The sequence below is a fragment of the Bacillus sp. DE0042 genome, assembly GCF_007680225.1.
Lineage (GTDB): Bacteria > Bacillota > Bacilli > Bacillales > Bacillaceae_G > Bacillus_A > Bacillus_A wiedmannii.
This window is the reverse complement of sequence record NZ_VEJP01000009.1, coordinates 91,232-116,177: the sequence shown is the minus strand read 5'-3', so window position 1 is coordinate 116,177 and position 24,946 is coordinate 91,232. Positions and strand designations below refer to the sequence as shown.

17 protein-coding genes and 3 riboswitches are annotated in these 24,946 nt (G+C 35.0%); of the genes, 3 read left to right on the top strand and 14 right to left on the bottom strand.

The window, feature by feature from the left end; genetic code table 11:
• Nucleotides 1–59: 59 nt before the first annotated feature.
• Nucleotides 60–161: riboswitch (TPP riboswitch) on the bottom strand.
• Between the two features lie 61 nt (nucleotides 162–222).
• The gene (locus tag FS802_RS26300) at nucleotides 223–1,962 is read right to left on the bottom strand and encodes a methyl-accepting chemotaxis protein (RefSeq protein ID WP_098653557.1); all 1,740 of its coding nucleotides are present in this window, start codon (nucleotides 1,960–1,962) and stop codon (nucleotides 223–225) included.
• Nucleotides 1,963–2,105: 143 nt separating this feature from the next.
• A riboswitch (cyclic di-GMP riboswitch) is annotated at nucleotides 2,106–2,190 on the bottom strand.
• Nucleotides 2,191–2,473: 283 nt separating this feature from the next.
• Between FS802_RS26300 and FS802_RS26295 the strand changes: the two genes are divergently transcribed.
• A complete protein-coding gene (locus FS802_RS26295; protein ID WP_000498713.1) occupies nucleotides 2,474–3,787 on the top strand; it encodes an anaerobic C4-dicarboxylate transporter family protein in 1,314 nt (437 codons plus the stop codon).
• Between the two features lie 58 nt (nucleotides 3,788–3,845).
• On the opposite strand, the gene FS802_RS26290 is transcribed toward FS802_RS26295, so the two are convergent.
• The 3 genes from FS802_RS26290 to thiM form a co-directional block, all read right to left on the bottom strand.
• A complete protein-coding gene (locus FS802_RS26290; RefSeq protein WP_098653556.1) occupies nucleotides 3,846–4,781 on the bottom strand; it encodes an alpha/beta hydrolase in 936 nt (311 codons plus the stop codon).
• Between the two features lie 82 nt (nucleotides 4,782–4,863).
• A complete protein-coding gene (gene thiE / locus FS802_RS26285; RefSeq protein WP_098653555.1) occupies nucleotides 4,864–5,523 on the bottom strand; it encodes a thiamine phosphate synthase in 660 nt (219 codons plus the stop codon).
• A 13-nt stretch (nucleotides 5,524–5,536) separates the two neighbouring features.
• On the bottom strand, nucleotides 5,537–6,361 hold the full coding sequence (gene thiM, locus FS802_RS26280; RefSeq protein ID WP_369008789.1) for a hydroxyethylthiazole kinase: 825 nt from the start codon (nucleotides 6,359–6,361) through the stop codon (nucleotides 5,537–5,539).
• A gap of 63 nt (nucleotides 6,362–6,424) precedes the next feature.
• Nucleotides 6,425–6,534: riboswitch (TPP riboswitch) on the bottom strand.
• Between the two features lie 277 nt (nucleotides 6,535–6,811).
• Here thiM and topB point away from each other — a divergent pair.
• Entirely contained in the window at nucleotides 6,812–9,001 is a 2,190-nt protein-coding gene (gene topB, locus FS802_RS26270) for a DNA topoisomerase III (protein WP_000047265.1), read from the top strand.
• A gap of 41 nt (nucleotides 9,002–9,042) precedes the next feature.
• On the opposite strand, the gene FS802_RS26265 is transcribed toward topB, so the two are convergent.
• The 4 genes from FS802_RS26265 to FS802_RS26245 form a co-directional block, all read right to left on the bottom strand.
• The gene (locus FS802_RS26265; protein WP_144525587.1) at nucleotides 9,043–11,988 is read right to left on the bottom strand and encodes a YhgE/Pip domain-containing protein; all 2,946 of its coding nucleotides are present in this window, start codon (nucleotides 11,986–11,988) and stop codon (nucleotides 9,043–9,045) included.
• Between the two features lie 306 nt (nucleotides 11,989–12,294).
• The gene (locus FS802_RS26255; protein ID WP_075311954.1) at nucleotides 12,295–13,086 is read right to left on the bottom strand and encodes an endonuclease/exonuclease/phosphatase family protein; all 792 of its coding nucleotides are present in this window, start codon (nucleotides 13,084–13,086) and stop codon (nucleotides 12,295–12,297) included.
• A 4-nt stretch (nucleotides 13,087–13,090) separates the two neighbouring features.
• A complete protein-coding gene (locus FS802_RS26250) occupies nucleotides 13,091–14,728 on the bottom strand; it encodes a PTS transporter subunit IIBC (protein ID WP_000705549.1) in 1,638 nt (545 codons plus the stop codon).
• Nucleotides 14,729–14,933: 205 nt separating this feature from the next.
• Nucleotides 14,934–16,598 (bottom strand): glycoside hydrolase family 13 protein, encoded by a 1,665-nt coding sequence (locus FS802_RS26245; protein ID WP_001044747.1) that lies wholly within the window; start codon nucleotides 16,596–16,598, stop codon nucleotides 14,934–14,936.
• A 244-nt stretch (nucleotides 16,599–16,842) separates the two neighbouring features.
• Between FS802_RS26245 and FS802_RS26240 the strand changes: the two genes are divergently transcribed.
• Nucleotides 16,843–18,177, top strand: a complete 1,335-nt coding sequence (locus FS802_RS26240) for an FAD-binding oxidoreductase (RefSeq protein ID WP_144525585.1) — start codon at nucleotides 16,843–16,845, stop codon at nucleotides 18,175–18,177.
• 122 nt (nucleotides 18,178–18,299) lie between these two features.
• Here the strand turns inward: FS802_RS26240 and FS802_RS26235 are convergent, their stop codons facing one another.
• The 6 genes from FS802_RS26235 to arcA form a co-directional block, all read right to left on the bottom strand.
• Nucleotides 18,300–18,983, bottom strand: coding sequence for an ABC transporter permease (locus FS802_RS26235; protein ID WP_098653551.1), 684 nt, complete (start codon nucleotides 18,981–18,983; stop codon nucleotides 18,300–18,302).
• Nucleotides 18,984–19,138: 155 nt separating this feature from the next.
• Nucleotides 19,139–19,828 (bottom strand): Crp/Fnr family transcriptional regulator, encoded by a 690-nt coding sequence (locus FS802_RS26230; protein ID WP_001081905.1) that lies wholly within the window; start codon nucleotides 19,826–19,828, stop codon nucleotides 19,139–19,141.
• A 201-nt stretch (nucleotides 19,829–20,029) separates the two neighbouring features.
• Nucleotides 20,030–20,992 carry a carbamate kinase gene (gene arcC / locus FS802_RS26225; protein ID WP_098653549.1) on the bottom strand — a complete coding sequence of 321 codons (963 nt, stop codon included), beginning with the start codon at nucleotides 20,990–20,992 and terminating at the stop codon, nucleotides 20,030–20,032.
• Between the two features lie 37 nt (nucleotides 20,993–21,029).
• Nucleotides 21,030–22,445: an arginine-ornithine antiporter gene (arcD, locus tag FS802_RS26220; RefSeq protein WP_098653548.1), complete on the bottom strand. Its 1,416-nt coding sequence runs from the start codon at nucleotides 22,443–22,445 to the stop codon at nucleotides 21,030–21,032.
• A gap of 99 nt (nucleotides 22,446–22,544) precedes the next feature.
• Nucleotides 22,545–23,543, bottom strand: coding sequence for an ornithine carbamoyltransferase (gene argF, locus FS802_RS26215; protein ID WP_098653547.1), 999 nt, complete (start codon nucleotides 23,541–23,543; stop codon nucleotides 22,545–22,547).
• A 30-nt stretch (nucleotides 23,544–23,573) separates the two neighbouring features.
• On the bottom strand, nucleotides 23,574–24,806 hold the full coding sequence (arcA, locus tag FS802_RS26210) for an arginine deiminase (protein WP_098093676.1): 1,233 nt from the start codon (nucleotides 24,804–24,806) through the stop codon (nucleotides 23,574–23,576).
• Nucleotides 24,807–24,946 lie beyond the last annotated feature (140 nt).

Sequence of the window (24,946 nt, the reverse complement as noted above, 5' to 3'; positions counted from 1 at the left end):
AGGCTTTCCTACTGCGTAGGAAAGCCTTGTATGCAAGTTATTATAGAATAACATATGCTACATCACTTTAAGTAACTCCCTACGCTGGCATTATCCAGATCAGGTGGAGGGTCGATGTTTGTTTACATCCTCTCAGCCAATTGGCTCCCCGGTCCTTAATTCGTTTTCATTGTAGCATGATTTATTTTATTGAACAAACAAAAGCACGTATAATCATTTCATTTAACTTTTGAATTCCCCTATTAACTCTTGTAACTCCTGTGAAAGCCAGCTTAAAGAACTGGCTAATTCAGCAATATCTTGTACAGACATTTCCTGTTCTTTCATACTTTCTTCAATATTATTACTACTATTTGCATACTTATTTGCAATAAGTGATAGTTCATTTACAACAAGAACAATATTTTGGCTATTTTGCAATATATCACTTGAATTGCTAGAAACAACTCTAACTTGATTTGTAACAGATTGTGCTGATTTTGAAATTTTTTCAAAGAAAGCACCACTACTTTGAAAAAGTTTAATTCCGGATTCTACTTCTTTTGAAGCTTTTTGTATTGAAACAACAGCTTCTTCCGTTTCAACTTGTGTTTCCCCTATTAATTTCGCTATATCTTTTGCTGATGCTTCCGTTTGCTCTGCTAATTTACGCACTTCATCAGCAACAACGGCAAATCCCTTTCCGGTTGCCTCAGCACGTGAAGCTTCAATAGAAGCATGTAACGCTAACGAATTCGTTTGATTTGAAATACCTGTAATTACATTTACAATATCACTAATTTCTTTTGACCTTGTTTCCAAAGAATGAATGCTAGAAGATAAATCTTGTACTGCATTTTGTATTATGTTCATTTGATTAATCGCCTGTTCAATAACACCATTTCCTTTTACTGAATGATGCTTCGTACCTTCAGACTCTTTCGCCATTTGTTTTGCAATATTAGTTATCTCTTCCATCTTATCTTCCATTTCATATACAATACCTAAATACTGTGGTACTGAAGTTTCTTGTGATTGAACGCCAGCTCTTAACTCAACTATAGAACTTACGATTCCTTGGACTGCCATGCTATTCTCTTTCGTACTCACTGACAATTCTTGCGAAGATGAGGAAACCTGTTCTGCTGTCTGCTTCACTTTATCTATAATTCCTTTAAACTTCTCGATGGTATTATTAAAATACGCATTAATAATACCAATATCATCTGGTCTTTCCTCTAATTTAATACTTAAATCACCTTCACCGACTTTGCGTAATCCTTCACGTAAATCTCGCAATGGAGCAAGTGCGTTACGCACAATTAAGAATTGAATAACAGTTGCAATTAAAACAGAAATACAAATAAACATTAAACCTTGTATAATGAACTTTTCCTTTGTACTAGGAACAATCGAGGCATCTACATCAGCTGCAACAAGTGCAACAATATTATCTTCCCTATCTTTAATCGGTTCTAATATCGTTACCCATGTTCCTAATACGTCTTCATATACTTCTGTCATGTTTGCTTTTTTCGTGCTCATTACTTTATCATATGCTTTCATCCAAAGATCTGGTTGTTTATAATATTCTCCCGGCCTTACTTCAACAACATTTGCTAAACCTGTAGACAAATCAATGATTTGTAGCTCACCTTTTTCATTTTTTTTCGCTCCAACAATATACGTTTGTCCAACACTGTTCAATTCTTCCGTTGATTCATCTAATTTCTCTGTTAACTTCTCTCTCTTTTCTCTTTCTGCCGTTGGGTCTTTTGCAACATCTCTCAATATTTCCGCGTCTAATTTATGTAATACCGTATCTCCTGTTTCAAAAGAATGCCTTTCAAACATAGACATAATACTATTTTGAAACATGTTAAAACTTAACGCTCCCATAGTACCGACAAGCGTCAAAATAACTAACACAGTTAACAATACATTTTTTTGAAGAAATGATAGCTTATGCCAATATTTTCTCATTAACATCACCTTTCTTAATTAACTTACTATAAAGTAACGCTATTAAAATATACACCTTATTAATAAACGATAACGGTTCTCATTTTTTTATAAACAAAAAAAAGACCAATGAAAAGAGCATTGGTCAAGACCAACCCTATCCGTCCGGTAACTGGCTAGCATAACCTTTCGGCCTTAGCTCCTGTAGTTTTGCGTCCTAATGTTTCCATCAGTTTGCCTTTCTCGCTGAACGAGTTGAACGATATGGGAGTTCTATGAGAATTAAATTATTCTCTATCAAAGATTACAACATAAAAATTAAAATGTCTACCTATTTAGAGATGCAAATGTAAAGTTTCAATGCATTATTTTTTCAAAATAATTTAACAAAGTTCGTGAATGTTACATTTCTTGTGTTATATAATAAAAAATGTATATAACACAAGGATTATTTTGAGTATTTGTTTTAATTTTCGTTCAAATTAAATTATTCAAATATATCTTAACTATTGAATTTCGGAGGTAGTTTATCATGTTTTGGCTACAATTTCTTACGTTACTACTCTGCATTTTTATTGGCGCACGCCTAGGCGGAGTTGGGCTAGGAGTAATGGGTGGCGTTGGTATGGCAATACTTGTTTTCGTCTTCCACTTACAACCTACAGCTCCTCCTATTGATGTAATGCTTATGATTTTAGCAGTAATTACAGCTGCCGGTGCACTGCAAGCCGCTGGAGGAATGGACTACCTTGTTCATCTGGCTGAGAAAGCATTGCGAAAAAATCCAAAGCGCATTACATTCTTTGCTCCAATTGTTACTTATTTATTTACACTGTGCGCAGGAACTGGTCACGTTGCTTATTCTGTACTTCCTGTTATCGCAGAAGTCTCTCGCGAATCTGGGATTAGACCGGAACGACCAATGTCAATTGCCGTAATCGCTTCCCAACAAGCAATTACAGCTAGCCCTATATCAGCTGCGACAGTTGCACTTTTAGCAATGCTAGCTGACTATAAAATCACTTTATTAGATATTTTAAAAGTAAGTATTCCTTCTACCTTCATCGCTTGTATGGTAGCTGCATTTGTTGCTAGCAAAATGGGGAAAGAATTAAATGAAGACCCTGAATACTTGAAACGTTTAAAAGAAGGAATGATTCCTAAAATTGAAGAGAAGAAAGAATTTGTTGGTTTAAAAGGCGCTAAACTATCCGTTATCCTTTTCTTAGTAGGAACTTTCCTTGTCGTACTTCTCGGTTCATTTGAAGCACTTCGTCCAGGATGGATGGTTGACGGGAAGTTAGTTCGTCTTTCCATGCCAAACACAATTGAAATGGTTATGTTAACTATCGCAGCTCTTATTATTATTTTCTGCAAACCAAATGTAGAAAGCATCGTGTCTGGTAACGTCTTTAAAGCGGGGGCAACAGCAGTTGTTGCTATTTTCGGTATCGCTTGGATGGGAGATACTTTCTTTAACGGAAACTTAAATATGATTCAAGGATCAATTCAGCACCTAGTAACAAGTGCACCATGGCTATTTGCCATCGCATTATTCATTCTATCTATTTTACTATATAGCCAAGCAGCAACAGTACGTGCTTTAATGCCTCTTGGATTATCACTCGGTATTCCACCAGCACTACTAATCGCAATGTTCCCTGCAGTAAATGGATATTTCTTCATTCCAAACTATGGAACGATCGTTGCTGCCATTAACTTTGATCGTACTGGTACAACAGGCATTGGTAAATATGTTTTAAATCATAGCTTTATGATTCCAGGCCTAATCGCAACATTCACTTCTATCGGAATTGGAATGCTCTTAATATCAATTATGTTTTAAAGAAAAAGCACAAACCTACAATTTTAAAGGGTTTGTGCTTTTTTAATCAAACGTTTGTTTAAATATTTTTAACCGTCCATTCTTCCATTATGTTCTTTAATATTTGTGTAAAGTCCGCTGGGAAAATATGCCCCAAACCTTCTCTCACAATTAATTTACAGTTCACATTATATTCCTCGAACATCGACATTAATTGAAGTGTGTTTTCGTAAAATAGATCTTTGTCTCCCGTAACAATATATCCTTCTACATTCGTTATATCATTTGATACAACTATACTTTCAATTTCCTTAACGTCTCGAATAGCAGGTATAACTGCAATGAATTTTTGAGTCGCTAAAATATTCTTTAACGCTAACTCTATCGCTATATTTCCCCCTTGAGAAGCTCCCGCGATGATGATGTCCTCCAAGTTATATTTATTTACAAAATCATTAAAAGTTTTCATAACGTCTTTTATAGCTATTTCATGATTATCCCAGCTATACGACTTCATTCCATGTATTTGTGAGGATTGGGAAAAACCTAATATATACTCATGTAGTATTTCTTCTTCACACCAATATGGTGCAAAATCATCTATATTTGATCCTCTCCAATGTAAAGAAAATAGTCCAGCCTTCGCTTTTTCATTTCCATAAGTAAATAACTTTGGGTTAGCTGTTAGCTGCTGTTTCTTAAAGATTTCTTCACACTTTTTCACTATCATTTTAAAAGCTGTCTTCTCTCGTAATCCCTTTAAATCTTCATCCTGCATAAGTGTATGTGGATTCCACCAAATCCCCTTTTCTAAAGCTTCATTTAAACTAACAATTGCTTCTTCATACTTCCCTTCTATCGAAAGTACACACGCTTCCCAAAAACTAGTTTTATCCATCCTTTCAGGGAACTCTCTTTTCGCTTTATCTATGTATCTATAAATAACATCAAAGTCTCCTTGTTCAAATAAACGAAATAATTCATTTTGCAACTCTACAAACTGTTTACGTTTCAAACAATCATCTCCCTTTTTCTAAATATCAATATCAGAAAAAAATAAAAAGCTATGTAGCGTTTTAATACTACATAGCCTTCTTCTACAAACTCTTACTTACTTCCTCTACTAGCTTCTTCGTACTTTCATACGCAGATTCCGCTAAACTAATAGCTGAAATAACTGAAACACCGTCCGCACCCGCTTCTATAACCGAAGCTGTATTTTCAATTGTAATCCCACCAATTCCAACAATCGGTATTGTAATTCCTTGTTCTCTAAAGTGAGCTAAACCTTTCGTTCCTTGAACTGCTTTCGTATCTTTTTTCGTACTCGTCGGAAAAATCGGGCCAACTCCTAAATAATCAGCTCCGTTTTCAATTGCCCAGCGTGCTTCTTCAATTGTATGTGTAGATACACCGATAATTTTATCCCCCATCTTTTCACGAACAGATGTAATTCCCTCATCATCTTGTCCAACATGCACGCCATCTGCATCTAACTCGAGAGCTAGTTCCACATCATCATTTACGATGAATGGTACACCGTACTCCTTACAAATTGCTTGTAGTTCTTTTGCGAAACAAATGCGTTTCTCTCCCGTTAAAGCGCCTTCCCCTTTTTCACGAAATTGAAAAATTGTTATACCGCCTTCAAGTGCATCTCTCAATACTTGTAGTGGCTCCTTCGTACAATTGTTACTTCCCATAATAAAATATACTGATAACAACCTAGACATTTCTGCCTTTGTAATACGCGGCATCTATTTCCCCTCCTTACTGTATAGTCTCAATCTTCCCGTACTTCTCTATATCAACCGAAGTGGTATTCGCTAACTGATTTAAAAATTCAATTTGGAAACTACCAGGTCCCTTTTCCACTGTCTTAGCAGCTGCCAGTTCCGCAGCTACACCATAAAACGTTAATGCCGCTACTGCTGCCTTTACATAATCCTTTTCTACTGCTACAAATGCTCCTATTACAGAAGTTAGTAAACAACCAGTTCCCGTAACCTTCGTTAAAATAGAGTGACCATTTCGAATAAGAATCGCTCGCTCTCCATCTGTAACAACATCTTCTTTTCCAGTAATCACCGCTACTGTATTTAATTCATCCGCTGCCTGCCTTGCAATACTTACGACATTGCCATTGCCATTTCCAGCACCGGCGTCTACCCCTTTAATTTCCCAGCTCTCATTAATAACGTTTGCTATTTCAGCTGCATTTCCGCGAATAATCGCTAAATCAATTTCAGCCGGAATATGTCTCGCAACTTCTGTTCGATACGATGTTGCTCCTGCACCAACTGGATCAAACAGTACTGGTACATTGTTCACATTTGCTGATTTACCCGCAAGTAACATCGCTTCTACTTCTTCAGGACGAAGTGTCCCCATATTTAATACTAACGCTCCAGCAATGCTAGCCATTTCTGCTACTTCTTCTTTTGCATACGCCATTACAGGCGATGCCCCTAACGCTAACAAACCGTTAGCTGTAAAGTTTGTTACAACAACATTTGTAATATTATGAACGAGCGGATTAGATTCTCTCACCAAATCCACTACTTTACTAATTTCTTTCATATTCATCCTTCTCATCCCCTAACTATTGTGATGGGAGATACACAAAAAGGCACTTTGCGCGTACGCAAAGTGCCTGAACATGTGCTTTTACACTCTCCCTACGCTGGCATTATCCAACAGGTTCAAATGGTCAATGACGGATTAGTCATACTCTCAGTTTGCATCCACAAACTCCCATGTGTTTAGTATTCATCTACTTCAAAGTCTACTCTTATTCTACTAAAATAACAAGTTCTTTACTTTTCTATTTAATTATAGAAGAAACTGATAAAACAATAAGCATAATAAATAAGGATCTATTTTTCATAGTCTCATCATATTGCATATTATGTTCTGTCGCTATCATTTGATTTCAAACAGATTTTGTTCACTCCACAAAAAACCGATCAAACATGGAGCGAAACTGAATCTCAAGAAGATGTATGCTATAGTTAACGTATGGAAATTTGAAAGGATGTTTTTAATATGTCAAAAAGCGTTATAATCGCTGAAAAGCCTTCTGTTGCACGTGATATCGCTCGCGTACTGAAGTGCGATAAAAAGGGAAACGGCTACCTTGAAGGTAGTAAATATATTGTAACTTGGGCTTTAGGTCACCTTGTTACATTAGCAGATCCAGAAAGCTATGATGTGAAATATAAAAAGTGGAATTTAGAAGATTTACCGATGCTACCTGAGCGTTTGAAATTAACAGTTATTAAACAAACTGGGAAACAATTTAATGCTGTAAAAAGTCAGCTACTTAGAAAAGATGTAAATGAAATTATTGTAGCGACAGATGCTGGACGTGAAGGCGAATTAGTCGCACGTTGGATTATCGATAAAGTTAAAATACAGAAGCCTATTAAGCGTTTATGGATTTCATCTGTTACTGATAAAGCAATTAAAGATGGTTTTGCAAATTTAAAACCAGGTAAAGCATATGACAATTTATACGCTTCAGCAGTTGCACGTTCAGAGGCTGACTGGTATATCGGCCTTAATGCGACTCGAGCATTAACTACTCGCTTTAATGCCCAGCTGAATTGCGGCCGCGTGCAAACACCTACTGTCGCTATGATCGCTAATCGTGAAGATGAAATAAAGAACTTCAAAGCTCAAACTTACTACGGCATCGAAGCACAAACAACGAATCAGTTAAAACTAACTTGGCAAGATGCAAATGGTAATAGCCGCAGTTTTAATAAAGAAAAAATTGATGGTATTGTAAAAGGTTTAGATAAACATAATGCTACTGTTGTGGAAATTGATAAAAAACAGAAGAAGTCATTCTCTCCTGGTCTTTACGATTTAACTGAATTACAACGTGATGCAAATAAAAAGTTCGGTTACTCTGCGAAAGAAACGTTAAACATTATGCAGAAATTGTATGAGCAACATAAAGTGCTAACGTACCCTCGTACAGATTCACGCTATATTTCATCTGATATCGTTGGAACACTTCCAGAACGTCTAAAAGCATGTGGCGTTGGAGAGTACCGTCCTTTAGCACATAAAGTATTACAAAAGCCTATCAAGTCTAATAAGTCATTTGTTGATGATAGTAAAGTAAGTGATCATCACGCAATTATTCCGACAGAAGGATACGTTAACTTCTCGGCCTTCACAGATAAAGAACGTAAAATTTATGATTTAGTTGTAAAACGTTTCTTAGCTGTTTTATTCCCGGCCTTTGAATATGAACAACTAACGTTACGCACAAAAGTTGGCAATGAAACGTTCATCGCACGTGGAAAAACTATTCTACATGCCGGTTGGAAAGAAGTATATGAAAATCGCTTTGAAGATGATGATATAACTGATGACGTAAAAGAACAACTTCTACCTCACATTGAAAAAGGCGATACATTAACTGTAAAGTTAATTATGCAAACATCAGGTCAAACAAAAGCACCTGCACGATTTAACGAAGCGACTTTACTTTCAGCAATGGAAAATCCTACAAAATATATGGATACGCAAAACAAACAACTTGCTGACACGTTAAAATCAACTGGTGGATTAGGTACTGTAGCGACACGAGCTGATATTATCGACAAGCTATTCAATTCATTCTTACTTGAAAAACGTGGTAAAGATATTCACATTACTTCAAAAGGCCGTCAGTTACTTGATTTAGTTCCAGAAGAGTTAAAATCACCTACACTAACTGGTGAATGGGAACAAAAGCTTGAAGCAATTGCGAAGGGTAAACTGAAAAAAGAAGTATTCATTTCAGAAATGAAGAACTATACGAAAGAAATTGTTTCTGAAATTAAATCAAGTGATAAAAAATATAAACATGACAACATTTCAACGAAGTCTTGTCCAGACTGTGGTAAACCAATGCTGGAGGTAAACGGCAAAAAAGGAAAAATGCTCGTTTGCCAAGACCGTGAATGTGGTCATCGTAAAAATGTATCTCGTACAACAAACGCTCGTTGCCCACAATGTAAGAAGAAGTTAGAATTACGTGGTGAAGGTGCCGGACAAATTTTCGCATGTAAATGTGGCTATCGCGAGAAATTATCGACCTTCCAGGAGAGACGTAAAAAAGAATCTGGAAGCAAGGCTGATAAGCGCGACGTTCAAAAATATATGAAACAACAGAATAAAGAAGAAGAACCATTAAATAACCCGTTCGCAGAAGCATTAAAGAAATTAAAATTTGATTAAACAAAAAGGTTCCTACCTCTATCGGTAGGAACCTTTTTTTATTAATGAATAATTTTACTTCCTTTTGCGTTCTCAACAAACTTTTCACTCGATTTGTTAATTGGTGTTTTCAGTAATAACGCAGCAACAATCATAACTACTACGAAAGCACTTAAAACAAGTAAATCTCGCGTTACGATATCCCATAGCATTCCGCCTACTGTTTCACGAATTGCACTAATTGCATATGTGAATGGTAAGAACGGATAAATCGCTTGGAAGAATGGTGGTGTCATTTGAATTGGGAACGTACCACCCGATCCTGCCACTTGAAGCACAAGTAAAATGATTGCCATCGATTTCCCAACGTTTCCGAAAATAGAAACAAGTGAGTACACGATACAAACAAATACTCCGCCAATAAATAAACTAAATAACACAAACCAGAATTTATCGACTACGTACGTACCGAGTAAGAATATATCCCCCATCGATACGATAAACGCCTGCGAAAGGCCTATCGTTAAGAATGTTAATAAACGTCCAAAGTATATTTCATGGCTCTTATAATTCGCGCCCTCTTCATGTACTTCTACCGTTAATAACGAAACCATTAGTAGTGCACCTACCCATAATGCAAGCACTGTGTAGAATGGTGACATCGCTGAACCGTAGTTCGGCATTGCAAATAATTTATTCTCTTTTAAATTTACTGGATTTGCAAAGTAATCACTTTGCTTTTCAACATCATTCTTCAATAAGCGTATGATGTCTTTTATATCCTCTTCTGATTCAAAATCACGAATTTTATTTGCTAAGTCTTTAATTTTTTTCTCAGTTTCCGGCATTTCAGCTTTAATATCTGCTAATTTCTTTCTACCGTCTACTAAACCTTTTGATGAATCTTCTAGTAATTTTTTAACATCTGGAAGCTTTTTGTCTGCCTCTTTTAAAATTTGAGATGTATTTTTAGACATCTCTTTTGTACGAGCAATAGCTGCATTGAAATTTGGAGTAATTTCAGAATCATATTTAGCCAAAATATCGCCTAATTGTGCTGAAACATTTTTAGATACTTCATTAATACTCTCAATAACATCTGCTGCTGGTTTTTGACCTTTATTAATAGCGTCAATTCCTTTATCAGTTAAATCCATTCCTTTTTGCAAACCATCTTTTGCTTTATTTAACTTAGCAATTGTACCATTAAGGTTTTTATCACTATTCACATCAGCTAAAACTTTATTTGTACTTTCCAGAACTGGAATCATGTCATTAACTAAATTCCAACTTGCTTTAAACTGCCCATTTAAATCATTTAAGGCTACTTTTGTAGAATCTAATCCATTAACACCTTTATTACTTAGGTCTTCTCTTGCTTTTTCGAGCTCTGTTTTTATCCTGCCGTAATCATTTACAGCCTTATCATATTTTTCTCTACCGTTGTTTAATGCCTCATTAGCTTTGTTTATATCTTGATTTAAATTTCCTCTTAGTTGCTGAGCATCTTCTTTTACATTTTCAGCCTTGGTTTTCAATTGTTCAGCTGTGCTTACTGCTTTTTCAAAATCAGCTACAAATGTTGCATTATAATCCTTTTCAGCTTGATTTACTAAATTATTTACTGCATCTAATTTTTGATTTACAGCATCTCGCACATCTTGTTTAACTTCTTGCCCGGAACTAATTAAATCCCCTACATGCTTAACTCTATTGTTAGCATCTACCATAGAATTTTTAAGCACCGTTAAACTTTCCACTCTGTTTCCAAAGAACTGTTTACCGAAATCTGTTGAAGCTTTTTCCTTAAAAGCTGTAAAGAAATCAATCAAATATGAAACACTATCGATACGCTCTTGGAGAAGCTTCGAAGCATCCTGTACATTTTTCTGTGCTACAGCTGGATCTACACCTTTATTTTGAAGCCCATCCATCACACTTTTTACATATGCCGTTCCAACACGAGTAGAATTAAAAACATTGTTTACAGTTTGATTAATGTTATTAGCAATATTTTTATATCCTTCACCATTCACTTGCGGTAATGCTGGAATTTCTGGTATTTGTGGGACATTTACAACAGGTAACTCTGGTAATTGTGCTGGATCTGGCAGTGTCAGATTAAAATCAAATGCCGGATTTTTTAAGTAATCCGTAATTTTCGCTGCAGCATCCAATCCCTGCTTCATTACCGTTAAATTATTTTTAATAGTTTCCGGAGCACGATTCAGTGTTTCATCATTTCTCGCAAAGAATTTATCTAAATTCCCTAACGCTTCTTGCCCATCATTAATAACACTTTCTACAACCGGCAACTCTTTTTGTGCTACTTTCACAACATCCTCTGCTCGAGTCGCATCATCTAACGCCTTATCCATCAATGTATTCATTTCCGGGAACTGCGCTTCTAACTTAAATACAAGGTCTTTTACTTTCTCGATACTCGGCAAGTTCGTTTCTAAATCGATTCCAAGGTCGTTGAAGATTTCAAAAATCTCGCCGTTTGCTGTTTTAACAAAGTTTTTACTAATCTCTTCTGTCAGCCCCGATGCACCTTTAGCTGTAATCTTCGGCGCAATGGCATTGACCTTTTCATTTACGTAATAATCAATTTCTGGTTTCTGTGGATTTTCATTCAAGACTGTTGCAATCTTTTCAGAGAAATCCTTTGGAATAGTAATACTTGCAGAATAATCTCCACGCTCTACCCCATAAATCGCTTGCTTTTCATCGACAAACTTCCAACCAAAATTTTTGTCCTTCTTAAGTGAATCTACAATTTCTTTCCCGATGTTAATATCTTTCCCTCTTAAATTTGATCCAACATCTTGGTTAGAAACTGCAATCTGGATTCCTTTCGTATTTCCATAAGGATCCCAAGAAGCTTTAATGTTAAACCATGCATATAACGATGGTAAAATCATTAATCCTAAAACAATAACAATTGCAGCCCAATGTTTAGCTACATTCCGTAAATCTGTCTTATAAATACGCCAAATTTGTTTCATAGAAGTTATCACCTAATTATATATTTTTCCTTCTTTAGAAAATGATACATACATTTTGCAATTATATCACTTTCTACATCGTGGATTAAACGAAAATACACTATTTTTCCCATTAAATATTTCACTTACTTCATTATATAACGAAGTAAAAAAAGTATGCATACAAAATGACCAAATTAGTTTTACATTCAATAATAACAAATATATAGGAAATGTCATAAAAAATACAAGTATTTTCTCTTGGAAATACTTGTATTCCTCAAAAAAATCCTCACAGCTTTTCATCATCTGTGAGGATTTCTTCTATTATATATCTACTTGTACTTCTACACCGAAATGATCTGAAATTACATTTCTGTTCGTACCATTAAAAATGACTTTTGAAGAACGAACTTTTTCACTTTGGTTACACAATATTAGATCGATTCGTAAGTTATGTTTATTTTCATCCCAACCAGCAATCTCACCTTGGACAGTTGTTCCTTCATCCTTCTCTATTGCTAGTTCATATGTGTCATACAAACCTTTTTGCATCATATATTCATAGCCTTCACCTTGTAAACGAGCGTTATTATTAAAATCACCCATTAAGAAGGAAAGTTCATTACTGTCTACACGCCCCATCAAACGATTAACTTGATCTTTGAATGATTCTTCTTCATCATTCCACCAACCGAGGTGGCAAGAGTAAAACGTGATGTTCTTATCATTATAAGCAATTGTCGCACTTACAATTTTGCGTGTTTTCCAATACGTTGTATCCTTATTTTCTGAAATAAAGAACGTATCTTCTTTTACAACATTATGCTTCGTTATAATCGCTAATCCTTCTTCATACACATCATAACCAATATGAGAGAAATCCCAAGTAATATTGTAATCTTTTACATGTAACGCTTTTAACTCTTCTAATAGTAAAAGTCCAAAATTATCTTCTTTCTTGTTACCGCATACATTTTCAGCTTGTATCGACTGACTTACTTCTTGCAATGCGATGACATCGTACTCTTCTTCTTGAATGACTTTAGCAAGATATTTTATCTTTTCCATTTGATTCTCTTCTTGCCAAGAGTGACAGTTTAAAGTTAGCAATTTCATCTTATTACGCACCTAACATATCTTGAATGTCTGACTTTAATACGTCAGCTTTCGGACCATATACTGCCTGTACACCTTTATCTTTTACGATAAGTCCTAAAGCACCATTTTGTTTCCACTGTGCTTCTGGTGCAACAACATCTAAATCTTTTACTGTTACACGTAAACGCGTCATACAAGCATCTACGTCAGCAATATTTTCTTTACCACCTAATAAATCAATAACTTTTGTTGCTAATGAACCATCCTGTACATTTCCTGTTCCTTCTGATGACTCATCTTCATTATCAATATAGTTACCTGCACGTCCTGGTGTTGGTAAATTGAATTTTTTAATTAAGAAATTGAATAATGTAAAGTTCAGACCGAAGAACACTAATGAAACGATAACGAAATTGATTAAATCTCTTGTTAGTCCTGCATTAACCATCATCGGTGTACGAGTAATTAATTCAATAAATCCAAATGCGTGAACACGTAAGTTAATTAAATCTGCTAATGCGAATGCAAGTCCTGTTGTAATTGCATATACAACATATAATACTGGAGCAATAAACATGAACATGAATTCAATTGGTTCTGTTACACCTGTTAAGAATACTGCTAATGCAGCTGATAAGAACATTGGTTTATATTTTGCACGTTTTTCTTTATCAACATTACGGAACATCGCGAAAGCAATACCCATTAACGCTGCTGTTGAGCCAATAACTTGTCCAGCTTTGAAACGAGCTGGTACAACGTTATTTAATAAATCGTTATATGCTTTCGTATCTCCATTTGCTAGTAAATTATTTAAGTCTGTAATCCATGCAAGCCATAAAGGATCTTGTCCTGCTACAATTTGTCCAACTTTTGAACCAGTTAACATCGTATATGTTCCGCCTAGCTCTGTGTAGTTCATCGGAATCGTTAACATATGATGTAAACCGAATGGTAATAGTAAACGCTCTAACGTTCCATATACAAATGGTGCAACAACTGGTGCACTATCTTTAGATGCTGCAATCCAGCGACCGAATTCATTTAATCCACTTTGGATGAACGGCCATAAAAGTGATAATACAATTGCAGTGACTGTAGACCAAACAATTACAACGAATGGTACGAATCGTTTTCCGTTAAAGAATGCTAATGCCTGTGGCAGTTTATTATAGTTATAATATTTGTTATATAGAGTAGCTCCTAAGAAACCTGTGATAATCCCTACGAAAACTCCCATGTTTAATGCTGGTGCACCAAGTACAGAAGTAAAGTAATCTTTTACAACTAAATCTCCTGCTAATACTGAAGAAACTGTCGCTTTTGAATCCGCTAACATTTCAGCGTTTACGCCAAATATAGCTCCTGTAATTCTGTTTGTTAAGACGAATGCTAATAGCGCTGCAAATGCACCACCTGCGCGATCCTTCGCCCAAGATCCCCCAATTGCTACTGCAAATAAGATGTGTAGATTTGTAATAATTGCCCAACCTATGTCTTCCATTACGCGAGCGATTGTATGAACTGCGTTAATATCCCCAGCAGACATCCCAATTAACTTACCGATAGAAATCATTAAACCAGCTGCTGGCATTACAGCTACAACAACTAATAATGCTTTTCCGAACTTTTGCCAAAAATCAAAAGACGTAATTTTCATCTGTTCTTCCTCCCCTTTATTTATAACAACATAATGATTTAAATTATAATTTCTGTTCCTATTATGAAAACGATTCCTTATGTTACTTTATTTTTATCTTTACGCAACCGTTTTCATAAATCTATTTTAATAAAAGCGTTTTCACTTTGCAATAGAAATTTATTTTTTTTCATAAAAAAAGATGCTCTAAGAGCATCCTTTTTTATTATGAAATGCGATAAACCCTTGTTTCATAAGGCTTTAACGTGATTGAAGTTACTTGTTCATTTTCCGCAACTTTATAGTTATTTAAAAGCAAACGTTTGCGTTCTAGTGCAAATGAACCCTCATTATACACAGCTTCCTCTTTTGAGATATTGCTAATTACAACGATTTTTTCATCGTTTAATGTACGAGTATATGCATAAATTTGCGGATCGTCTTCTAGAAGTAAATCGTACGTACCGTAATTCAGTACATCGTGCTCTTTTTTCAAGGCAATCATTTTTTTATAGAAATTGAAAATAGAGTTCTCTTCATTCTTTTGCTTTTCAACATTAATTTCTTTGTAGTTTGGATTCATACTAAACCAAGGCGCACCTGCTGTAAAGCCAGCATTCATCTCATCGTTCCACTGCATAGGTGTACGTGAATTATCGCGGCAAGAAGCCCATATAATTTCCATCATATCTTGATGTGATACGCCCTCTGCAATTTTCTCTCGATATAAATTTTTAGTTGCTACATCATCATAATCTTCAATATTTAATAATTGAACGTTCGTCATCCCAATTTCTTGTCCTTGATAAATAAACGGTGTACCGTGCATAAAGAAGTACATTGCTCCAAGAGCTGTTGCACTTTCACGCCAATATTGTTTATCATCTCCCCAAGTTGAAACGATACGTGGCTTATCGTGATTCTCAATATATAAAGCATTCCATCCTTTATTTTCTAACCCTTTTTGCCATTTCGTTAATACCTTTTTCAACCCTACAACATCAAGATCTTTCTTCTTTTCTGCATCCCATAAACTTAAATGTTCAAATTGGAATACCATATTGAACTTGCCTTGCTCTTCTCCAACCCAAAGCTCAGCATCTTCAATCTTAACGCCATTCGCTTCACCAACAGTCATAATATCGTACTTAGAAAACGTATTTTCTTTTAACTCTTCTAATAAAGGTTGAATACCATCCACATTCATATGTTTATCAAAAGATGGTACATACTTTAGTTCTTTTGGATTTGGCATATCTTTGAAACCATCTTCTTTTTTAATATGGCTAATCGCATCCACGCGGAAACCATCAATTCCTTTATCAAGCCACCAATTAACTGTATCGTATAACACTTCGCGAACTTCTTTATTCTCCCAGTTTAAATCTGGTTGTTTACGCGAGAATAAGTGTAAATAATATTGTCCTGTTACTTCATCATATTCCCATGCCGAACCGTTAAAAATACTTTCCCAGTTGTTTGGTTCCGAACCATCTTTACCATCATGCCAAATATACCAATCACGCTTCGGATTGTCTTTAGATGAACGCGACTCAATAAACCATGGATGTTCATCACTCGTATGATTAATAACTAAATCAATAATAAGCTTCATATCACGCTTATGAACTTCATCTAGTAAAGCATCAAAGTCTTCCATCGTACCAAACTCATCCATGATATCTTGATAATCACTAATATCATAACCATTATCATCATTAGGTGACTTATACATTGGACAAATCCAAATTACATCTATACCTAAATCTTTTAAATAATCCAGTTTTGCAATAATACCTTGTAAATCTCCAATACCATCACCATTTGAATCCATAAAGCTACGTGGGTAAATTTGATAAGCAACCGCTTCTTTCCACCATGTCTTGTTCATAGTCATTCTCTCCTTTTGCATCCCATCGGAAATTTTATGCAAACGTTTTCGTAACACTATCATAACAAAATATAAATAGTTTGCAACTGTTTTCATTGAACTCTATGTAGATTCCTTATTCTTATGCTTTATTTATTTCTCACAAAAGCAAATCTCATTCCTCACCTGCTCTTGTCCACGCACGTTACATACACTTTTCATATATTAATAAAAAGCACTGCTTGTTTTAGAAAGGAGTGATAAATTGAAACAAACAAAATTAACAGGTCGTATCGTCGTTCCTTCAGACCCGGACTATGACGTAGCCCGAATGAATTTAAATTTAAGTATTCCAAAACTCCCTTGTATTATTGTTTTTTGCCAAAATAAAAATGATGTGTGTAACGCCTTAAAATGGGCACGTGAACGTCATGTACCATTTCGCTTAAGAAGCGGACGTCATAGCTATGAAAATTTTTCTCTTTTAAATAGAGGACTTATTATTGATGTGAGTGAAATGCATCGTATTACTGTTAATACAGATAAATTAACAGTAACAATTGAAGCTGGTGCAAATCTTGGCACTGTTTATAAAGAACTTTGGAATTTTGGTGTGACAATACCGGCTGGTACAAGTGCAAGCGTTGGAATTGTTGCATTAGCCCTTGGTGGTGGCATCGGTATGCTTTCACGCTTATTTGGATTAACATGTGATCAATTAGTAGAAGTTGAAATAGTACAAGCGTGTGGTAAATTTGGAGCAAAAATCATTCGCGCAAACGAACATGAAAACCATAACTTGTTTTGGGCGTGCCGCGGTGGTGGTGGTGGAAACTTCGGAATTGTTACTTCTTTAACTTTTCGAGTCCATCCTATAAAAAATGTATCAATCTTCTCAATTACATGGGAATGGAAAGATTTTATCGCTGCATTTCAAGCGTGGCAAAACTGGGCACCTTATATAGACAAACGTCTCACTTCATCAATTGAATTATTCGCAAAGCAACGAAATAAAATTGAAGTAAAAGGTGAATTTGTTGGCTCTCCCTCTGAACTCCATTCCTTATTATCTCCTCTTCTTGAAACTGGTACCCCCTCTCTCTTTATAGATGAAGTTCCTTATATAAAGGCTGTTGAATTTTTTAATAGTGGTAACATCCCTGAAAACTTCAAGCGCTCCGGTTCCTATGTATATAAACCGATTCCCCTTAAAGGAATTCAAATCATGCAACATTTTCTTTCTCATGCTCCAAATAAAGATGCGAGTATTTGGCACCAATCGCTTGTAGGTGCTGTTGAAAATATTCCCCCTACTGAAACAGCTTATTTCCATCGTAAAGCAATTATTGCGCAAGAATACATTACCTCTTGGAAATGCGATGATGAAGAAAATCGCAATATACACTGGGTTAAAGATTTACGAGAAAGCTTAGATCCTTATACACTAGGTGACTATGTCAATTGGCCCGATATCGACATTAAAAATTGGCAAACTAGTTATTATGGTCCTAACTTTCAAAGATTGCGTAAAGTGAAAACCATATATGATCCTTGCAATGTTTTTCGTTTTCAACAAAGCATCCCTCCTTTTCATACGTGAAAGAAGGGATAACATAAAAAATCATCCAATATACCGTTACCTCGCAGTATGTTGGATGATTCAAGTTGATTTTCTATATCGTTTCAAATTCTTGCTCCTACTCATAAACTTTTACTTACAGATTAATTGTATTTCGTATCATTTTCATGCAATGAATGTAATTTAATATTTGGAACTTTATCTTTTTCAATACCGCTATTATAAGAAACAGGAACTTGAAATTCGAATTGCTTTGTCTCGTGTTTTTGTAAATAGACTGGTTTCGGTACTGGATAACTTGTTGAATTCTCGTTTGCATTATCATATAAAACAACTTTTAATGCTTGTGAATGATTACGATAATTTTTTAAAGTAACGATGCACTTTCGTTCGATATCCTCTCCATTTTTCTCCATTATACACTGGCTATCATCTTTTTTATATTCTATTGCTTCTACGCCTGTTTTTCCTGCGTAGTACCATGTTTTATTCAATGTCTGGAGGATGTTATTTAAAATAAACGGCATCATTAAAATCAAAATACTAATACCTACTACTTTTATCTTATTCATTTTTCTAAATGTACTAGACTCCTTTTTTCCTAGCCATTTTAAAAATAATATAAATGCAATTACATGTAGTACGAAAGAAACAATCAATATATTTGAAACTTTGTAATTCATATAAATATCCGTATGTATCGGAACCTTATAGAGATTAAATAGCTTTTCCCCTATTAATTCATTATCATTTGGAATTTTTAATAATAATAAAACCCCTATACTGTAAAAAATAGCTACTAATCGATCATACTCAATGCGAATCATTCCTTCTCCCCTTCACTTTGTTTTTTATTATCGATTTTAGCTATTATTACCACACTATACAATCTTTTTATAGCGGATAACGTAAAAAAGTTCTTTATAAATATATAAAGAACCTTATTAATATACCGTATGAATTAAAAATCAATATACAATTTTCACATAGAGATTTCTTCAAAATATGTTGGATCATGTATTGTAATTTTTTTATCTAAAATTGTAACAATGCTATCATTTTTTAATTGTTTTAATACGCTGCTAACTGTCTCTCGAGATGTTCCAGATATTTTGGATATTTCAATTGTTGTAAGTGGACATGAAATTACAATCTTTTCACCACTCTGTTCTCCTAAATCCTGCATTAAATAATTTAACGTTTGGATAACACGATCTTGTGCATTAGGAATTGTAATATTTTGCACTCGATTTTCGTTCAATTTTAATATAGATGATAATTGCTGAACAACGTACATCAATTGCGTTCTGCTGGATTTTACCATATCTTCAAAGATTACCGTTGGAATATAATATACCTCCACATCCGTCATTGCTTCTGCTGTATAGTTATATCCTCTGTCTGTAAACATACCACCATAAGGAAAAATAGAATACCGCTTTACATAGTCATCGTATAATAAGTTCCCATTTTGATTAACCCGCTCTAACTTTACAAAACCATCTAACATGAAGTAAATTCTTTCCCTTGAATCCCCTTCTAAAAATAAAAATTGACCTTTTTTATAAGTTCGCCAATAAACAAACTCTGTTAGGCCTTTCAATTTTTTTTCTGTTAAATGAGCAAATAATTCGAACTGCTTTAAGTCCTTAACTACGTTCCGTCTATTCATAAAATTCCCTCTCTCTTGCTGTATGTTGGAGCGAAAAATCAAGAAAGCGTATTCAATTTGAATTTTATCATAACTAACTTATATATTCAGATTTCATCATGAAAACTTTATGAACAATGAGTACAAAAAATATGAATAAATAAAAAGAATGAAGTTACTAACTTCATTCTTTTTTCACTAATAAGTAGCGTACATAATAATTTAAACATACATGCATACATTCTGTTTTGAAATAATAGTACCGGCTTTTTCTTCTAGTGCTTCATATACTTTTTCTAAAGACGTAATAATTGTTTTTCTTTTTGGATTTGTATTAACAAAATTAATAGCAGCTTCAATTTTTGGAAGCATGCTTCCCGCAGCAAATTGTTGTTCTTCAATATATTCTTCCAATTGATTCACTGTGACATGCTCTAAATTTTTTTGATTCGGTTGATTATAATTTACATACACATGATCAACTGCAGTTAAAATAACGAGCGTATCGGCATCTACTAATTCTGCTAATTTCTGCGCAGCGAAATCTTTATCGATAACCGCTTCAGTTCCTTTTAACCCTTCTTCAGAATCAATTACTGGAATTCCACCACCGCCAACAGCTATCACTATATTTCCATCTTCAACCAAAGAATTAATCACTTTATGTTCATGAATACTTACAGGCTTCGGTGATGGAACAACACGTCTCCACCCTCTACCCGCATCTTCTTTAAACACTGCTTTTGTTTCGTCCATTAATCTTCTTGCCTCTTCTTCTGTATAAAAAGGACCAATTGGTTTAGTTGGATTTTTAAATGCCTCATCTTTTTTATCCACAACAACGCGTGTTATAACCGTTGCTACATCTTTTTTTATATTCCGTTTTTTCAATGCCTTTTCAATCGCATTTTCCATCCAATATCCAATCATCCCTTGGCTCATTGCCCCACAAGTATCTAATGGCATTGCAGGTGTCTTTTCCGTTTCTGCAGCTTTTTGCTGCAATAAAATATTCCCGACTTGTGGGCCATTTCCATGCGCAATTACTATATCTACATCATTTTCCATTATTTTCACAAGTTGTTCCGCCGTTTTTTCCAACGCTTCTTGCTGCGCTCCTGCAGTAGCTTTTCCAGACTGTATCGCATTTCCCCCTAGTGCAACTACAATTTTTCTTCGTGCCATATTTCAGCCCTCCAGTTCATTTCGTTTTCACAGCGCTTTATAAAGTAATGCTGCCTGTAATTAACCCATAAATCGCAAAGAATGCTAAACCACCAATTGCTACGGATGATGCTAATTCCACTCGAGTAAATATTTGCTTCGAACTCTTTTGCTTTTGAACATTGTAAAAAATAAAAATACCTGGCGCATATAAAGTCATTGTTAATAATAAATACTCTAAACCAGCTGCATAAACTAACCAAACGCCATAAATACTTGCTATCAAGCCAATTACTATATTTTTATTTCGATCTACTTCCTCAGACTTTAAGCTATGCTTCAGTTGATAAAATGCTGAAAAAGCATATGGAATTAAAATAGCTGAAGATGCTAAAGAGAATGCAAAGTTATACGCCTGATCAGAAACGACGAATGTTAACAAGAACATTTGAATTAAACCATTTGTTATCCATAATGAATTTACTGGAGCCTTATTTTTATTTTCTTTTGCGAACCATTTTGGAAATACTCCATCTTTAGCCGCTAAATATGGAATTTCAGAAGCGAGTAAAGTCCAACCTAACCAAGCACCTAATACAGAGATGACTAAGCCTAAATTAATAAAGATAGCACCCCATTTTCCAACAACACTTTCAAATAAATAAGCCATAGCCGGATTTTTCAAACCAGCAATATCCGCTTGCTGCATAAGTCCAAGAGACAATAATGTGATTAAAATGTAAATGATGAGTGTACCAATTAAGCCAATAACCGTTGCTTTCCCTACATCACTTCTATTTTTTGCTCGACTGGATAAAACAACAGCACCTTCTACCCCAATAAATACCCATAAAGTTACAAGCATTGTACTTTTAACTTGGCTGCCAACTGCTCCCCATGAAAAAGAACCAGTTTGCCCCCAAAATCCATCTAAGAACGTATCAATATGAAACGCGAAGATTCCTATGACAATAAATACAAATACAGGTACTAATTTTGCGATTGTAGTTACTAAATTCACAAGTGCTGCTGATTGAATTCCACGTAAAATTAACATGTGAACACACCATAATAATACGCTTGCACCAATAATGGACGCTACATTTTGCCCACCTTCAAAGATCGGGAAGAAATATCCTAATGAAGAAAACAATAATGTGCCGTAAGCTACATTCCCAAGCCAAGCAGATAGCCAGTATCCCCATGCACTATTAAATCCCATAAAATTACCAAACCCTGCTTTTGCATAGCTAAAAATACCACCATCTAAATCTGGCCGTTTTACAGTTAGATTTTGAAAAGATAATCCAAGTGCAATCATCCCAATTCCTGTTATAACCCAGCCAATAATAATGGCTCCAGCACCAGCACCTTTTGCCATATCACTCGCTAAATTAAAGGCTCCACCGCCAATCATAGACCCAACTACAAGAGCCGTTAATGTAAACAACCCTAGTTTCTTATCTTCACCCATTCCACTCACCCCTCTTTAATTGCAATAACAATACAAAAGCAATAGTGAATGATAGTGTCTAAAGGAGGAGAAAGAAGAAAGGAAGACTCCCTTTCTTCTTTACTCCATGTTTCCTAAAGTAGCTGCCATAACTGCTTTAATTGTATGCATTCTATTTTCAGCTTGATCAAATACTTTTGAATGTTTACTGCGGAATACTTCGTCAGTTACCTCCATTTCTTTCAACCCATATTTCTCATAAACTTCTTCGCCATACATCGTTTCAACATCATGAAATGCAGGTAAACAATGTAAGAAAATCACGTTTTCATTCCCTGTTTCTTTAATCATTTTCATATTTACTTGATAAGGTTTCAATAACTCGACACGTTCAGCAAATTTTTCTTCTTCCCCCATAGACACCCATACATCTGTATAAATTACATCTGCATTCGCAACAGCTTCTTCCACATTACTTGTTATCATTACCTGTTCATTATATTTTTTTGCTAAATCTATTACTTCTTGTGCAGGCCATAAAGATTCCGGTGTACAAATACGTACATCCATTCCAACGATTGCTCCACCAACTAGTAAGCTATTAGCAACATTATTTCGTCCATCTCCAACATAAACAAGCCTCACATTTTTCAATTTCCCTACATGTTCTCTAATTGTTAATAAATCTGCTAGTGTTTGTGTTGGATGCCACATATCTGTTAATCCATTCCAAACCGGCACACCAGAATTTTGTGCTAAAGATTCTACAGTTTCATGATTAAATCCACGAAACTCAATTCCGTCAAACATACGCCCTAACACTTTTGCTGTATCCTCTACAGATTCTTTTTTCCCAAGCTGAATATCACCTTTCCCTAAATATTCAGGATTCGCTCCTAAATCTGTACATGCTACTGTAAATGCACAACGCGTACGAGTAGAGGTTTTTTCAAATAAGAGCGCTACATTCTTACCTTCTAAATAATGATGCGGAATACCATTTTTCTTTTTCTCTTTTAATTCTGCTGCCAAATCTAGAAAATATAACAATTCTTCTTGTGTAAAATCTTTTTCTGCTAAAAAGCTTCTTCCTTTTAAATTTGGTCTAGTCATTAACATACTTCATCCCTACTTTCTCCGTTATTTATACTAAATATCTTTACGAACAATTGGCATACTCATGCAACGTGGACCCCCACGACCACGAGATAATTCCGAACTTAGTACCTCAATCACTTCTATACCGTGTTCCCGTAATAACGTATTGGATACATAGTTGCGATCATATGTAACAACTACACCTGGCGCTATTGCTAATGTGTTCGAGCCATCATTCCATTGTTCACGAGCAGAAGCAATTACATCTCCCCCTCCACATGGAATAAGAACTAATTCCCTTAAGCCTAATACCTCTTTTAACGCTTCCATTAAAGAAGTACGATGTGTAATTTTAAGAGTTTCCTCATCTGTTCCTTTTTCTAAAATATAAATATTCATATTCCCTTTTGGCCCTTGAATGGCTGGGTGAATTGTAAACTTGTCATAATCAACCATTGTAAATACTGTATCTAAATGCATAAATGCTCGACATTTTGGAATTTCTATTGCTAACACTTTCTTAATTTTATTTTGTCGGCTAAAGAGATTTTTAGCTAAACGTTCAATTGCTTTAGCTGAAGTACGAGCAGATACTCCAATCGCAATTGTTTCTTCATTTAAAATTAGCTCGTCGCCACCTTCAATTGGAAATTTATAATCACGATCTAACCAGATTGGTACATTATGTTTTGCAAATCTTGGATGATATTTAATGATGTACTCCATGAATAATGATTCACGTCTACGCGCTGGTTCTCTCATCTTATTTATCGTTAAACCATCGCCCACGCTAGCTGCTGGATCACGAGTAAAATATAAATTAGGCATTGGATCTAAGTAAAACGGATAGTGATCTTCCATTAATTCATATAAATGTGTCTTCTTACTTGTTTCAATTTCGTTTTTCCGTACACCGCCCATAATTTTTTGAATTAATTTTTCATTTGAAAAGGAAAGTAAATATTCTTTTAAAGTTTGATGTGCAACATTTACGTCGGCCTGTCCTTCTTTTAAAATACGATCAACAAATTCTTCTCGAAGTTTTTTATCTACTAACGCCTCAGCGGCTAGTTTTTCTAAATAAAGAACTTCAACACCTCGATTGCGCAACGTTTGTGCAAAATAATCATGCTCTTTTTGAATAATTGGCAAGTATGGAATATCGTCAAATAATAATTGCTGCAAATAATCTGGCGTCAAGTTTTCCACTTCTTTACCCGGTCGTTTTAATAAAACCGTTTGTAATTCCCCAATTTCTGAAGTAACATGTATCGGATGTTTCATTTGTTGTACCTCCTTTTAAATATGTTTGATGTCTTACAAGTACATAATAAATGCTCTGCACTTTCATCTTTGTGAAAGCATCCACATTATCATTGTGAAATATTAAACAAGTAATTTTTTTAAAATCATACGAATATGTA